Annotated in this window: 14 protein-coding genes and 2 pseudogenes; 5 read left to right on the top strand and 11 right to left on the bottom strand. The window is 58.5% G+C overall.

The annotated features are described in order from the left end of the window. Positions 1–96: 96 nt before the first annotated feature. From KR51_RS09600 to KR51_RS09590, 3 genes are all read left to right on the top strand, one after another. On the top strand, positions 97–663 hold the full coding sequence (locus KR51_RS09600; protein WP_022607201.1) for a TolB family protein: 567 nt from the start codon (positions 97–99) through the stop codon (positions 661–663). Beyond that, complete coding sequence (locus KR51_RS09595; RefSeq protein ID WP_022607199.1) at positions 638–1,207, top strand: TolB family protein; 570 nt, start codon at positions 638–640, stop codon at positions 1,205–1,207. The genes KR51_RS09600 and KR51_RS09595 overlap by 26 nt, the downstream gene beginning before the upstream one ends. Before the next feature lie 92 nt (positions 1,208–1,299). Beyond that, positions 1,300–3,567 (top strand): heavy metal translocating P-type ATPase, encoded by a 2,268-nt coding sequence (locus KR51_RS09590; protein ID WP_051358144.1) that lies wholly within the window; start codon positions 1,300–1,302, stop codon positions 3,565–3,567. 270 nt (positions 3,568–3,837) lie between these two features. On the opposite strand, the pseudogene KR51_RS21270 reads toward KR51_RS09590, so the two are convergent. The 5 genes and pseudogenes from KR51_RS21270 to KR51_RS19630 all read right to left on the bottom strand — a co-directional run. Then, a pseudogene (locus KR51_RS21270) lies at positions 3,838–4,071 on the bottom strand (integrase core domain-containing protein); the annotation flags it as partial. After that, on the bottom strand, positions 4,072–4,245 hold the full coding sequence (locus KR51_RS19640) for a hypothetical protein (protein WP_156915062.1): 174 nt from the start codon (positions 4,243–4,245) through the stop codon (positions 4,072–4,074). A 131-nt stretch (positions 4,246–4,376) separates the two neighbouring features. Then, positions 4,377–4,724, bottom strand: a complete 348-nt coding sequence (locus KR51_RS09580; RefSeq protein ID WP_022607195.1) for a hypothetical protein — start codon at positions 4,722–4,724, stop codon at positions 4,377–4,379. Further along, entirely contained in the window at positions 4,721–4,921 is a 201-nt protein-coding gene (locus tag KR51_RS19635; protein ID WP_022607193.1) for a hypothetical protein, read from the bottom strand. Before KR51_RS19635 ends, KR51_RS09580 begins: the two co-directional genes overlap by 4 nt. 395 nt (positions 4,922–5,316) lie before the next feature. Then, entirely contained in the window at positions 5,317–5,574 is a 258-nt protein-coding gene (locus KR51_RS19630; RefSeq protein WP_156915061.1) for a hypothetical protein, read from the bottom strand. Between the two features lie 143 nt (positions 5,575–5,717). On the opposite strand from KR51_RS19630, the gene KR51_RS09570 reads away from it, so the two are divergent. Together KR51_RS09570 and KR51_RS19625 are read left to right on the top strand one after the other, a co-directional pair. Continuing rightward, positions 5,718–6,230, top strand: coding sequence for a hypothetical protein (locus KR51_RS09570; RefSeq protein WP_022607191.1), 513 nt, complete (start codon positions 5,718–5,720; stop codon positions 6,228–6,230). Next, complete coding sequence (locus tag KR51_RS19625; RefSeq protein ID WP_022607189.1) at positions 6,230–6,373, top strand: hypothetical protein; 144 nt, start codon at positions 6,230–6,232, stop codon at positions 6,371–6,373. Before KR51_RS09570 ends, KR51_RS19625 begins: the two co-directional genes overlap by 1 nt. A gap of 73 nt (positions 6,374–6,446) precedes the next feature. Here the strand turns inward: KR51_RS19625 and KR51_RS09565 are convergent, their stop codons facing one another. The 6 genes and pseudogenes from KR51_RS09565 to KR51_RS09540 all read right to left on the bottom strand — a co-directional run bounded on the left by KR51_RS09565 (position 6,447) and on the right by KR51_RS09540 (position 13,649). Next, on the bottom strand, positions 6,447–7,274 hold the full coding sequence (locus KR51_RS09565) for a DUF4351 domain-containing protein (protein ID WP_022607187.1): 828 nt from the start codon (positions 7,272–7,274) through the stop codon (positions 6,447–6,449). A gap of 216 nt (positions 7,275–7,490) precedes the next feature. Then, positions 7,491–7,730 (bottom strand): hypothetical protein, encoded by a 240-nt coding sequence (locus KR51_RS09560; protein ID WP_022607185.1) that lies wholly within the window; start codon positions 7,728–7,730, stop codon positions 7,491–7,493. A gap of 298 nt (positions 7,731–8,028) precedes the next feature. Next, on the bottom strand, positions 8,029–8,442 hold the full coding sequence (locus KR51_RS09555) for a type II toxin-antitoxin system VapC family toxin (protein ID WP_022607183.1): 414 nt from the start codon (positions 8,440–8,442) through the stop codon (positions 8,029–8,031). Next, a complete protein-coding gene (locus tag KR51_RS09550; protein ID WP_156915060.1) occupies positions 8,427–8,678 on the bottom strand; it encodes a hypothetical protein in 252 nt (83 codons plus the stop codon). The genes KR51_RS09555 and KR51_RS09550 overlap by 16 nt, the downstream gene beginning before the upstream one ends. Before the next feature lie 430 nt (positions 8,679–9,108). Then, positions 9,109–12,534 carry an SUMF1/EgtB/PvdO family nonheme iron enzyme gene (locus KR51_RS20215; protein ID WP_022607177.1) on the bottom strand — a complete coding sequence of 1,142 codons (3,426 nt, stop codon included), beginning with the start codon at positions 12,532–12,534 and terminating at the stop codon, positions 9,109–9,111. A gap of 587 nt (positions 12,535–13,121) precedes the next feature. Beyond that, positions 13,122–13,649 (bottom strand): annotated as a pseudogene (locus KR51_RS09540) (Uma2 family endonuclease). Positions 13,650–13,667: the final 18 nt, after the last annotated feature.

Here is a 13,667-nt window from a genome sequence, read left to right as displayed (position 1 = left end):
CGTTCCGATCCATCGCGTCCCGAGTGACGATCGGTTGGCGGGAGCGGAATCGACAGGAGCTTAGAACTGACGGATGCAGGCAAAGGTGGGGCAGGTGTGAAGGCATCACCGAAACAGCAGAGGCACGATTGCGTCCGGCGGTGGCTGTACTGGTGTGCGGGGCTCTGCTCGATCGTCGCGATCTCGGCCTGTGGCGGGCCACGCTTGCCAGAGGGTCCGCAGGCGGCAAACAGTCCTTTTAATGACGAACATCCGGCACTCAGCGGCAACGGGCGCTATCTGGCCTGGGTGTCCGATCGCGACGGTCGGCGTCAGATTTTGATGTACGACTTGGAGCGACAGCGCTACGTAATGCTCCCCGGTCTCGACCGGCAACTCGCGCTTGTGGAGAGTCCCAGCCTCAGCCGAACCGGGCGCTACCTGACCTATCTGGTCGACGATCGCGGCCGGCCGGCGGTAGCGCTCTACGACCGCGCGGTGCAGACGCCAGTTATCATTGCGCTGCCCTCGCGCAGTTGGATTCGCAACCCCAGCATCAGCCCGAACGGACGGTTTGTCGTCTACGAACGCGCCCGTCAAGGGCAATGGGATATCGAAGTGCTCGACCGCGGTCCCGATGTGGAACCGGACATTGCTGATGGAACGCCCGTTCAAGTGCCGTAGCGATCGCATCTCTTGGGGGTGCGCCGCCCGCCGTTGGCGCGGGCATAGCGTCTGGGCGGCGATCGCGCTGCTGCTAGTCGGCTGTGGCGGTGGCTATCCGCGCGCGCTGCAGTTTTCCTTTGATAAGGGCGGGCGCGGGCTTAACAGTCCGGCATCGGAGCTGATGCCGAGCATCGCCGGACGCTACATTGCCTTCGTGTCCGATCGCAACGGCTCGCAGGATGTATATCTGTTCGATGCCGACAGTCGCCGTCTCGTGGAGCTACCGGGATTGAATCGCTTCGACGCGATCGCATCGCATCCGTCGGTATCGGAGGACGGACGTTACCTTGTCTTTGCCGCCAGCCGGCGGGGCAATGCAGCTATCTATTTGTACGATCGCGAGACGCAGATAACCCGTAACCTAACGGCAGACTTACCTGCCGCCGTTCGCCATCCCACGATCAGCGCCGACGGCTCGACGATTGCCTTTGAGGCCGCCCCTGACGGTCGCTGGGACGTATTCGTCCGCGATCGTTCTGGTAACAGCATCGAGTTGCCGTAGGAGCGGCTGGCGGCGTGCTCGGGTGTATCGAGAACGCCCCTGATGATGCCGATGCGATGTTTGACAGGAGATCGAACTTGGAGCTGCAAACCATGCCAACTCAACCGATCCGCGCCAGTGTTGACCTCTCTATCGATTACCTGCGCCTATATGGCATGAGTTGTGCGAGCTGTGCCGGACGCATCGAGGCGGCATTGCAAGCGATCGGCGGCGTTCAAACTTGCGAGGTGAATTTCGGAGCAGAATTGGCGACGATACGGCACGACGATCGCGTTGATTTGTCGGCGCTGCAGCAGGCAGTCGCGGCGGCTGGTTTCCGGGCCGAGCCGCTGGACGATCTGTCGATGGAGATCGATCCGGTGGATACAGACGAGCGGCAATCGCACCAACAACAACTCCTGCGACGTTTCGTTGTTGCGGCGGTAGCCAGTACCGCACTGATGGGCGGCATGTTAGGCGGACCGATGTGGCTGCACGCCCCGCTCGTGCAAGGGTTGGTGGCAACGCCGGTCGTGATGTGGTGCGGCCAGCCGTTTTTCGTCGGCGCGTGGCGATCGCTTCGGCACCGCACGGCAGATATGAATACGCTCGTGGCGCTGGGAACGGGAGTGGCTTATGCGTACTCCGTCTTCGCAACGGTACGACCGGATTGGTTGCGCGCGCGCGGCGCAGACCCAGTGGTGTACTTCGAGAGTGCGGCAATGGTCATCGCGCTGATTTTACTCGGACGCTGGTTGGAAAGTCGGGCGCGCGGCCAAACCACCGCTGCCATTCGCAAGCTGTTGGGGCTGCAGGCGAAAACGGCGCGCGTCATTCGCAATGAGGAAGAACTCGACCTACCCGTGCAGGCAGTTGTCGTCGGCGATCGCGTCAGCGTACGTCCGGGCGAGACGGTGCCGGTGGACGGCGAGGTGGTTGCCGGCAGCTCCTCGGTGGACGAGGCTATGGTGACCGGCGAGTCGCTGCCCGTCCTCAAACAAGTTGGCGACGAGGTTATCGGCGGCACGCTCAACAAAACCGGGAGCTTTCAACTGCAGGCCACGCGCGTTGGCAAGGATGCTGTGCTCGCGCAGATCGTGCAGCTGGTGCGGCAGGCACAGGGCAGCAAAGCGCCAATTCAAGACCTTGCCGATGGCGTCACGAGTTGGTTCGTCCCGGCGGTTCTGGCGATCGCGCTCGTAACGTTCGCGGTATGGACGGCAAGCGGCAATCCGGGCTTGGGCATGGTCGCCACGGCTAGCGTGCTGATTATTGCTTGTCCCTGCGCTTTGGGGTTGGCGACCCCAATGGCGATTGTGGTGGGGACTGGCATCGGTGCCGAGCGGGGCATTCTCATCCGCGATGCGGAAACTATCGAGCTTGTGGGCAAGCTGCAGGTGGCGATTTTGGATAAAACCGGCACGTTGACCCAGGGCAATCCTACCGTGACGGACTTTGCGATTGCTCCAGGTGGCACCCTAAACGATCGGGAGGCACTCCGGTTGGTGGGAGGGTTGGAGCGGCAGTCGGAGCATCCGCTGGCAGCGGCGATCGTCGCTTACGTAACCGACTGGGGCATTGCCAGTGCCGAGCTGCCAGCGGTCGCGGAGTTCGAGGCCGTTCCGGGCTGCGGTGTGAAGGGGAACGTGGCGGGTGTCCCCGCTCGCGCTGGCACGCGTGCTTGGTTGGAGGCAGATGGTATCGATACGTCTGAGTTAAGCGATCGCGCCAACGCATGGGAAGCTCGCGCGCAAACCGTGGTGTGGTTGGCAATCGGCGATCGCGCAGCAGGCATCGTCGCACTGGCAGATGTGCTGAAACCGGAGGCAAGAGCAGCGGTGCGGGTGCTACAGCTGCTGGGCTTGGAAGTCATGGTCTTGACGGGCGATAACGAACGCGTTGCCGAAGCGATCGCGCGGGAGGCCGGCATCTGGCGTTTTGCGGCCGGCGTGCGACCGGATCGTAAAGCCGAGGAGGTAAAGGCGTTACAGCAGGAAGGCAAGCGCGTTGCCATGGTCGGCGATGGCATCAATGACGCGCCAGCTCTCGCTCAAGCAAACGTGGGCATCGCGATCGGCACCGGCACCGACGTCGCGATCGCCGCTGGCAATATCACCCTGATGTCCGGCAACCTCCACGACATCGCGATCGCGATTCAGCTCGGTCGGGCGACGATGCGGAATGTCCGACAGAACCTCTGGTTTGCCTTCGGTTACAACGTTGCCAGCATTCCGATCGCGGCCGGGTTGCTGTACCCGACCTTCGGGTTGCTCTTGAATCCGGCAATTGCCGGCGGAGCGATGGCGCTCAGTTCGGTATCCGTGGTATTCAACGCGCTGCGTTTGAAGCGATCGACCCGAAGCCTCACGCCTCATCAGTAACTTTGAGGGGGTATAAAAAGGCGCTCTGTTCGCCCTCTATTCGCATAAAGATCTCCGAGCCGGCTCGGAGGTAGATCCATCGTTTCAGCTATCCATTGCCATCAGTAGTTAAAGCGCGCAAATACCAACACTTGGAAGTATTGCGACAGATAGAGCGTCGAGAACGAACTCTTCGCACCGTAGCGCAGCTACAACCTTTGGTGTGAGATCTTCGAGGTGCTGCAAGAGCTTGCTCTCCAGTTGGCCTTGCTCGGGTTTTGCACAAGTCGGTTAAGTTGCTGATGTGGCTTGCTCGAAGTCTGCTGGAGTGGCACAGCCCGGGGTCGAGTGCCGTCGTTGCCGATCGTAGAACACCTCGATTTATTCGAAGATTTCGGACTTTGCTTCCTCCATGTTGAGGGCGTTGGTGTCATACACCAGCTCGGTCCTCAGCGTCGCAAAGAAGCTTTCAACCAGAGTATTGTCCAAGAAATTGCCCCGACGGCTCATCGAGTACTCGATGCCTTAAGCTCCCTGCCAGCGATGGTTTTCCTTCGAGGCATTCAGGCCACGATCGCTGTAATGCACGTTCTCTAGCAACCAGCGGGCGATCGCTCGCCGGGAGCAACAGCCCCCCGAGCGATGGCGCACGAACTCGATGACGCGCTCGTAGACCCGATGCCCTGGGGCAACCCTCATCAATCAGGGTGCCGAAGCCGCAGGGGGGCTGTGCTTGCTGCGCAGCTCTGGCACGGAGGATCCTCCACGATCGGGGAGGCGATCGCCTGCACTGCCAGATTTCTCTGACGTCGACCAGATCGTGGCTCACCTCACTTCAAGTATGCGTGATAGATGAAGCCGGCCAGTACCAGCAGGTTGGCGATCGCCTGGAGCCCCTCCTTGAACGCCACCACCCAGACGCGGCGCTCCAGTCCCCAAAAAGCGAACAGCGTGCTCTTCAAAGAAAGCAAAATCCAGGAGATGAGGGCAATCCCCACGATGTGCCCCTGCCAAACCAGAGCAACTTGGGGGATCATCGACGCGGGAGCTACGAAACCGACGGCGTAGGCGTTCCAGCGCAGAAACGCTTCCCACTCCCTCCGCAGCTTACTTCGACGCGGGCGCTTGGGGGGGAGCTGTTTTTTGACGACTTGCAGGCGGGCGGTAGCGGGTTTCATACGGGTTCCTTGTGACAAGTTAGGGGAATGTGGCGATCGCGCTTCCACGCGACAATCAGCTTCGGGGAGCAGGCCGTGCCGGTGGCACGACGGACGTGACCTTTGAGCTGCTGATGGGAGCGGCGACCTTCACACCAGCACTCATCGAGGAGATGGAAGACGCGCTCGCGGCGGGTAAACCAGGGGCGGTTGGACATGGCATTCAGACAGCAAGTGAATTAGAAGCCATCCGTTGAGAGGTTGCATCCCACAACGGCGGCGGGTCTGGACTGCGATCGCGAGGGCAGTATTCTGGCGATCGTTCGAACAGAGTCCGCAAACCAGCTCAAGGGGGCGATCGCGTGGAATTGCTCCTAGTCGGCGATCGCGCGGAGGCTGGGAAGGAGGAGCAGATTTCGGCGGATGCAGATACTGCCGCAAAACCCGCAGGATGCCCGTCCCGTTCTGGCTAGCGAGGAAGAAGGCAGCCGCCAGTGTCGGGATGTCCCCCTCTCAGCAAGCTGCTGGCTGCCCACGACGAACTCTCGGAGGTGCCAGGGGAGGCGATCGCTGCGCCCGGCCGGGAACGTCCGTTTCGGTTTTAGGTTTGGGACTAGAGTGGCGGCGACCTCCCCATAGCGGTTGGGAAGCAACTCGGGACCGCCGCCAACCAGTTTGGTCGAGGTGCATCAACACAATGAGCTGTCGCCCGCGCGCGCTGGTGCGACAGTGCCTGCGCCAAATGCGCGAAATCCCCCACCCCAAAGCAGAGAGCTACTGCGACGTGCGCCACCCGCTTGGGGGGTGTGAGACGGGAGAAGGCATCTGCGATCGCCACCCCCGTCTGGTGATAACTCTGGCTGGGTTCCATCGGATTGACACCTGCGCTCGAACAAACCAATGCTGGAGCAGTCCGCGGGATTCCGCAGCAAATCGGAACGCAATGCGTACATTTGTACTAAAATGAACTCGTCCGGGTAGACATCCGGCGACGTTTCCAGCAGGTTGAGAGCAATGGAACTTCCCACTCAGGCGCGTCGCAGCGAGCTGCTGCAGCGGTACGGCATTGGCAAGACGATGTTCTACGAATGGCTGAAATACCTAGATATCCAGGCGCGCAAGGATCGGCAGCGTCGCGCGTACTTTACTGCCGAGCACGTACGGCAGCTCGACGCGCTACATAGGTACTACTGCGATCGCGGCAGGATTGAGGGATTTCTGGAAGCGCAACGTTCCGTAACGTTGCCCGAGGAGTCCGTCGTGCATCCCCAGAAGACCGCGGATGCATCTAGTAGCGGAAGCGGATATCGGGAGCAGCAATTCGCCCAACTGATGCGCTTGGCTCAGGAATGGAAGGCAGGGGTGGAAGTGGCGAAGTACGCGATCGCGGCCAACCTCAACGACGATGACTTACCCGACGACCTGCGCGCGGCAGTGGAGCGGGCAAAGGCTGAATCGCTCCCAAAGTCCCAGAGTGTAGAAGCGCTCGCGGAGGAGATTCTGAGCTGGAGCAATTCCTTGCGGTAATGCTGAAGACAAGAAGGTTGTCGGCGCGATCGCTGCTAGTCGTGGCGACGATGGCAGTGGGGCTGGTGCTTTGGCGGTGGCGCTATGGGGTGCTGGTCGGCGTAGGTAGCGCGATCGCGTTAGCGTGTGGATGGCTTTCGTGAGAGAGCCGAATGGGTTTTATTGTTTAAATGAGGGGGCTCTTCGGTCGGATACCGACGGCCGTCCTGCTCTCACTTATTGATGCTCTTGAAGCCAGGTAGCCAAAGCAGCTCGATCGGAGAGATCGAATAGTGCCTCGCCCAACTGCTCTAAGGATGCGAGAGATAACCCCTCAACCTTCTGTACTATTTCGGGAGGCAACTCTCCAAAACGGCGCTTCAGCATCCTCGAGGCAAAGGAGAGGCCTTCCTTTTGTCGGCCGCGCTCTTCTGCAGTTGCCACAATATCCTGGTAGACCACCGACTCCTTCATCACGTCCTCCCGCAGTACGTTCCGAATCAGATCCTTATCCAATACTAACCCTGCCAGAATTGCCGTTGAGGCTGCGACATCGCCCCGTTGCCCGCGATCGCCTATGTCTTCAATTTGCCTCGACACCTGCTGTAATGTCCGCTCGCGATCCCTTGTCTCAGAGAGTACTGCAAAGGGAAGTAGGCCTGGTAATTCCCGAAAGCGGGACGAAGGCTCTTCCCAAATGCGAATGACCTGAAATTCGTGGCGAGTACTATCTCGCTCAGAGACAGTTTGACGCACCAACGGAGATCGCGATCGCCGCAGATAGACCACCACCTGCCGCACTGCTTTCTCGGGGGTACGGCGAATGGCGCGTACGGCGTAATCCAGCATTCGGAATGGGATATCTGGCTTCGGCTCAACCTGAAACTCAATGTGCAACGATAGGTTTCGGTCTTCCAGTGCCACCAGGGTATCGGCGTAGATGGGACTGCTCACCAATTCGGAGGGCTCCAGGCGAACCAACTCAACCGGCTCGCCCAGCAACCAGGTGGTGATATCAGCAGTGAAGTTCTCCGCGATAAATTTGCATACGCTGTCGTAGGACATTTGTACCCATGCGATGACACTCGGCCATAATAGTGCCTCGTGTGGGAGGGTGCGATCTCACTTCCTAAAAAGCAAACCGCCGCAACCCCAATCTGCACATCGATCGTCAAAGAATTACCGCTAATTACCGTTAGAATTGGCCCCAGATTATGCGAAATCTAAGTGACAAATTTTTCGGCTTCTTGAAATCCTTGCCCTGACTCCCTTGCGCGTTTATTACAGCGGTCTCGAAAACCGCAGCCAGTCGCGCAGGAGGCCCGTCCCGTTCTCGCTGCCGAGGAAGAAGGCCGCCGCCAGCGCCGGGATGTCCTTGCTCTCGGCAAGTTGCTGGCTGCTCCCGACGAACTCTCGGAGGTGTGAGGGGAGGCGATCGCTCTGCCCGGTCAGGAAGTCCCGCAACGGGTCCAGGTCGGCACCCAACTCGGCAGCGACCTCCCAGTAGCTGTTGAGCAGCAAGTTGCTGCAACCACGTACGCGATTGCGGCCAACCTCAACGACGATGACTTGCCCGACGACCTTTGCGCGGCAGTGGAGCGGGCAAAGGCAGAATCGCTCCCAAAGTCCCAGAGTGTAGAAGCGATCGCCCAGGAGATCCTGAGCTGGAGCGGTTCCTCGCGTTGATGCTGGCGGCGAGGCGGTTGAAGACGCGATCGCTGCTGTTGTGAGCTCCTCTTGCGGTCGGGCTAGCCGTGTGGCGGTGGCGTTATGGCGGCTCGGAGTTGGGGTAGCGATTGCGGTGCTGTTCTGACACTGTTTACGGTTTGAGGATAAAGCCTTGGCAATGTCTCGGTCTGAAAATCTGGAAGTCGCGGCGGTCGATAGTCAGCACGGTTGGGATGTCGAGCCTTTCGGCGATCGCCATAATGCAGGCATCAACGAAATCGACCTTGCTGTCGATGTATTGCTCCAGAATCATTGCAGCGCGGGCAATGTCAGCGTCAGTTGCAAAAATCGTCTCAAATCGGCTGGCTGGTATGCCCTTCAGGAACCGAACTGTGGTGGCGATGCCTGCATCTCTACCAATGAGGTAAGCAACTTCTCCCAAGACCAGCTGGGGGAGCGGAATCTGCGGATACTGTTGATAGATAGGGACGACGTTGCGGTGGCGTCGATCGCTGCGGTTGACCAAAGCCACAACAAAGCCGGTGTCCGCTAATACGCCTTCCACGTGAAGCCAGACGAGGTTTGCAGTTCTTGCTGGCGGATCTCTTCAGCTTGAGTGGCAAGTTCCGCAGACCCAGAGAAAAGACCGACGAAAGGATCCTCGGACGGTGTGGACGGGGATGACGTGGGCTCGGGGTCTTCCAGTTCTCGGGCGACGAGTTGCATGAGCTCGCTGGCTAACCGGATGCGATCGCGCTGGCTTAGTTCTTGGGCAGCTTCGAGCAGTTCTCGAATGGTCATGAGAGCGGCTACCGTCTGGGTGAAGGTTACATCTCTATTGTGGCTCGTCGAGACAGTGGCAAAGGCGCGATCGCTCTCAAAGCCCAAGGGGCAAAGGCGATCGCCGAGGAGATTCTGAGCTGGAGCAATTCCTCGCGGTAATCCTGGGGGCGAGAAGGTTGAAGATGCGATCGCTGTTCCTGGTGGCAGTGCTGACAGCCGGGCTGGTACTGTGGGGGTGGCGTTATGGAGTCTTCGCCGTTGGGATGGCGATCGCGGTTATAGGGGAAAGATACAGCATTTATCGGTCTCGTGAGGTGCGCTCTCACTTTTTGAACCCCCGCCATTTAGCCAATCCAAAAAACATGTGTACCTCACTAGCCTGGTAAATGCTGTAGGCGGCTTTACCACTCCTTCAATCACGCGGGCTCGATGGAAAAATAGCAAAGGGCTATCCGGTCCAGGGCGCGTCGCACGCCGCACGGAAACCGCTTATGCCGTTGCGTACGTCTGGGTTGTAACGGTAGCGGAGCGCCGAGCGACAGTACCACGGAAGGTTGCTCCAGGAACCGCCGCGCAGCAGGCGGAAGCTGCTTTCGTCCTCTGTTAACCAAGCACTGCCGTCCGTCGGCGCACCCTCGTAGGAAGGATGCCAGTGGTCTGCACACCACTCCCACAAGTTGCCGTGCATATCTGACAACCCGAAGGCGTTCGCCACCCCAAACATACCTACTTCCGTAGTTTCCTGGCGATACTCTCCTTGTATTCCTTCCCCATAAGTGTAGTTGCCATCGTAATTCACCAACCCGACATCTATTGTCTCGCCAAAGTGAAATGGCGTCGTCGATCTGGCACGGCAGGCATACTCCCACTCCGCCTCGCTCAGCAGCCGGTAGGGTCGTCCGGTATGGGCTGAGAGGCGATCGCATAATTCCAATGCTTCATACCAATTGACGTTCTCAACGGGGCGATCGTTTCCTTTGAATCGAGGCAGATCGGGGTCGAGGTCGTACTTTATTCGAGGCAAAGCAGCCACTGTCCGCCACTGAGCTTGTGTTATGAGACACCGACTCATTTTGAACGATGCGATCGCAACTTTATGTTGCGCCTCCACATCCAGTCCCTCGGTTTCAGGAAACACGCTTTGGTACACATCTCGTCCGGCCTCATCAGGCGGCGAGCCCATCAAGAAACTCCCGCCTGGAATATCGACAAGGTCGAGGGTTAGTCCTTCTGGCAAGGACTCTTTCCAAACCCGGACGTGCCGCACTTGGGTCGTTGTTTGGCCGTTCTGTATACGCACAACCAGCACCGGCATCTGCGCGCCACTTTCAGCATCAAACCGACTTAAAGCCCGCGCGCATCCCTGATGCACAGTGAGAGGCCGAGCGGTATTTTCGAGAATATCAATTAATTCGTCCCGCGCAGCCTGCATGCACCCCAACGCTTCAGCGGCGCTACGCTTCACTATAAGGCGATCGTCATCTTCCGCAGAAGACGCTTCGGCTTCATCCACGAGCAGAGCCACCAAGCGATCAGCAATCTGGTCTCGCAGCGCGTTGCTGTTGGCTCCCAGCTTGCCCAGAGCGGTTGCTGCCGCTTTTCTGGCTTCGACGCTCTGTTCCTGGTTTTCGACCATGCCGAGCAAGTTCGGCACCGCGATCGCCGCTGCAGCACCGCGATCGCCCAGGTCTTCAGCCGCGCGAATTCGGTAGTCTAACTCTGGGGCAGACAGTTCGGAAATCAGCAAGCGGATCCGGCGTTTTTCTTCAATTTGGCGCAGTTCCTCTGGATCGATGCCCGCTTTTCGCGCCAGTTCTTCCGGCACCCAGTCTGGAACCCGAGCTTCTTTTTTCTTGAGCAAGCTAGCATCGCGCACGGCCAGCAAGAAACCTCGAATGGCTTCGGGCGCATCGTTTGTGCTTTCTAGAACCTTGTCAACGGAGTCCAGAACGTCCCGCCAGCGATCGTCCGAGCCATCTCGACAGTCACCCACCAGCCACAAAGCTGCCAAATATTCTGCTAATGGGTCGAGGATGATGCGGAGTTTGTCCCCCGGCTCCAGGGTCTGCAGCAAGCGCAACCGAGTTTCCAAATAGTCCAGTTGCTCTTGGGCAGTTTCTGTAGTGCTTCCAGTTCTTCTCAACGCTTTGGAGACATCTTCCTTGTTCGCTGGCGCGGGTCGATACGTTTGCCTCAGACACTCCCAGGCGACGATCTGCGCGTCTTTCTGCACCTGGAGGCGATCGCGTCGATTGGCCGGTTCGATCGTGCGATTGAGCTGATTGAGATAGCTCAACATGAGTTCCGGCACGTTCGCCGGCAGCGTCCCCCCCGCCCCTTGCTGTTGCTCGACCATCTGATCGACGAAAAGCTTAGCAAGCAAGACGGTGATATTGCGCTGACCCACCATGCGGGATAGGCGGCGACATGCACTGAAATAGTCTTCATCCTCAAACAGGTCGCGTTTCCCGAGTCGCTCTAAATATCCGGCGATGAAACTCGACAAGCGATCGCCTTCCACCCGCAACGGTTCGAGGCGTGTTCGGTTGACACCGCCCAACTTTTCATCGAGCCGGGAGGTTACGACCAACGCGTTAATAGCGAACTCGGGTTGTTGAGGCCGAACTTTATCGCGAGTTGCCTTTGTCATCTCCGACAGGTGGTCTACCACCACTAACAGACGACGCTGACGCAATAGCTGCTCTACCAACTCCGGCTGTATCGGGGATACTGCACGTACCAAATCGTTGAGTTGCCCCCGAATCGCCTCCAACAGTGAGTCTTTCCCCTCCTCAACTACGGGGAGTTCCTGTTCGATCAATATTGGAAGCATTCGGTGCTTGCAGAGGCGCTCCTCCGGGTCATCTGACATCGCCCACAGGGCAATTTGACAGGCCAGGCTGGTCTTTCCCGATCCGCCTTCCGCCACGATTAACACGCAGAACCTCGGTTTTGCGCAAATTCCCCGCAAGTCTTTACCGCTAGGCTCTACCAATAACTCCTTATCCAGCCTTGCAGGAATTGAGATATGCACCGCCCGCTCGCGCACCGTATCCTTCTTCTCAAACTCCTGCCGAGCTGTCGTAAGGTGGATTGCCACCCACCGATCTAGCACTCGCGGCCGATATGTCAGCCGGCGCATCATCCCCATCGTGAGCTCGATTTCCGTTTTCGGAATCTTGAACTTGGTAGGCAGCCGCAACAACCAAAGCGGCTGCAGCCAGAGCACGCTGCCGTAGCCCAGCACCGCGATCGCGCCGCCACCCACCCACAACCCAAACTGCTGCCACCACAACCACCATTGCAGTTTTCTCAGGGGCGGTCGCAGCTTTGCGATTTGAGCTGCCGCATAAGCAGTGCGCTTTTCAGGCGTATCGAATGCGTTCCCCGATACGCTGGGAGGAGTTTGCTGGAACTCTTCCTCAAACTTTTCCAGGACAGAGATTCCGTCCTTCAGCCTTGCGATCGCCGACTTCAGTTTCTCCTTCTCCAGCATCGGTGCGTCTTCGGCAAGATCGCCAGCAATCTCTGTCAAGACTTCGAGCAGCGCTTCCTGCAGTTCCCACTTCTGCGGGTTGGACTGCCAATCATTGACCGCTAGTTTTTTTCTCAGCGGGGCGATCGCATCTGTTTCACAATCGATCAGCTCGATTCTCGCTCGCTCCTCGCCTCCCCCTCCTTGTTCGAGTTCCTCAACCCAGTTTTGTATCTCTTCAGCTTTACATGCCTCCGCCCGGGTCGCATCACCTCCTGCTAGCGCGATCGTCATCGCCAAAACAACTGCTGTTGATAAACCCCAACAGCGCTGGGAGGGCTTGCACTTCCTGGAGGCGGTCTTCTCGTTCGGCTCTGAAAGTCCCCGGACAGGTGGCATGGCTTATGGGTTAACACTCTGGTGCAATCATAGGTGAGGCATGCCGCGACCGCCACCACGCTCAGTCTATCCACCCGAGGAAATCCCACAATCTTTAATTAATGTTGCTGACGAGATTCACTCTGAGTGGCAATCGCTGCCGACATCCACGGGACTCGGCAAACCTCTAGCAGTATTTACGAGTTGCACGCTCGCCCCCCTTATTCAGTTAGAGGATGCGGCGCAACGCGACAGCAGCCACCCTGGGGTCCTACAAATTCTCTGCCACCACTCGCTGCTCCCAACCAGCTCCGCTACCGCTCGGCACTCCGACCGGTCAAGAAAACCCAGGCAAGACCAAGAATCGAAAGAGCGTAGCGCCTGACTGTCACGAGCACCTAAAATCAAGCAAGCTTGTAGCGAGCTCACAGGCATTTCAGGAGAAGTGTCAGTCTGCCAGGGGGAGCGCATCGGTTGAAGGGGTAATTGAATATGCTTAATCCTATCCAGGCAATTCACTTGAGGTAAGGATGTTCCTCGCCCATGAAAACAAAAAAATCAGTATTGTTGACTGGAGAAAACGGACTCCGCGATCGCAGCCACCCACCTCACGAGGCAACCTCAACGTCCTCGTACAAGTCGGCGATCGCGCCAGTCCACCCTACCCCGGTCAGCTCCACTTGCTCCCCCGCACCGTAGGCGTGCAACACCCACAACCCTTCGGCATTGCGGCGGAAGCACTCCACGAGTTTCCGCTTTTGCGACACCAATAGATACTCTTCCAAACTTGCCAGCTCGCGGTAGTTGGCAAACTTATCGCCCCGGTCGAACGCTTCCGTACGATCGGAAAGCACTTCGACGACGAGTTTCGGGAAACATTTGTAGTAGGTAAAGGCGCGATCGCGCAGGTCGCAGGTGACTAACAAGTCCGGATAGTAGAAAACATCCTAGCTTTCGATGCGTACCTTCATGTCCAGCCCATAAAGCCGACAGCCGCTTCCGCGCACACGGGCCTTGAGAAGTGATATGAGATTGTGCGAGATCGTCACGTGGACATCGCTTGCCCCAGACATGGCGTGCACTTGACCCCGCACGTATTCGTGCTTGACTGCGCTGGACTGCTCTGCTTGTGACATCCTCCCGACGCTGATGCT

The sequence above is a fragment of the Rubidibacter lacunae KORDI 51-2 genome (assembly GCF_000473895.1).
Classification (GTDB): Bacteria; Cyanobacteriota; Cyanobacteriia; order Cyanobacteriales; family Rubidibacteraceae; genus Rubidibacter; species Rubidibacter lacunae.
The sequence above is the reverse complement of the archived record's forward strand: the minus strand, read 5'-3'. Positions and strand labels throughout refer to the sequence as shown.

What these genes read in the sequence shown, in the direction of transcription:
- KR51_RS09595 (WP_022607199.1), top strand. Translation starts at nt 638, where the DNA reads ATGGAACGCCCGTTCAAGTGCCGTAGCGATCGCATCTCTTGGGGGTGC.
- KR51_RS09590 (WP_051358144.1), top strand. Translation starts at nt 1,300, where the DNA reads ATGCCAACTCAACCGATCCGCGCCAGTGTTGACCTCTCTATCGATTAC.
- KR51_RS19640 (WP_156915062.1), bottom strand. Translation starts at nt 4,245, where the DNA reads ATGAGGGTTGCCCCAGGGCATCGGGTCTACGAGCGCGTCATCGAGTTC.
- KR51_RS09580 (WP_022607195.1), bottom strand. Translation starts at nt 4,724, where the DNA reads ATGAAACCCGCTACCGCCCGCCTGCAAGTCGTCAAAAAACAGCTCCCC.
- KR51_RS19635 (WP_022607193.1), bottom strand. Translation starts at nt 4,921, where the DNA reads ATGTCCAACCGCCCCTGGTTTACCCGCCGCGAGCGCGTCTTCCATCTC.
- KR51_RS19630 (WP_156915061.1), bottom strand. Translation starts at nt 5,574, where the DNA reads ATGGAACCCAGCCAGAGTTATCACCAGACGGGGGTGGCGATCGCAGAT.
- KR51_RS09570 (WP_022607191.1), top strand. Translation starts at nt 5,718, where the DNA reads ATGGAACTTCCCACTCAGGCGCGTCGCAGCGAGCTGCTGCAGCGGTAC.
- KR51_RS19625 (WP_022607189.1), top strand. Translation starts at nt 6,230, where the DNA reads ATGCTGAAGACAAGAAGGTTGTCGGCGCGATCGCTGCTAGTCGTGGCG.
- KR51_RS09565 (WP_022607187.1), bottom strand. Translation starts at nt 7,274, where the DNA reads ATGTCCTACGACAGCGTATGCAAATTTATCGCGGAGAACTTCACTGCT.
- KR51_RS09550 (WP_156915060.1), bottom strand. Translation starts at nt 8,678, where the DNA reads ATGACCATTCGAGAACTGCTCGAAGCTGCCCAAGAACTAAGCCAGCGC.
- KR51_RS20215 (WP_022607177.1), bottom strand. Translation starts at nt 12,534, where the DNA reads ATGCCACCTGTCCGGGGACTTTCAGAGCCGAACGAGAAGACCGCCTCC.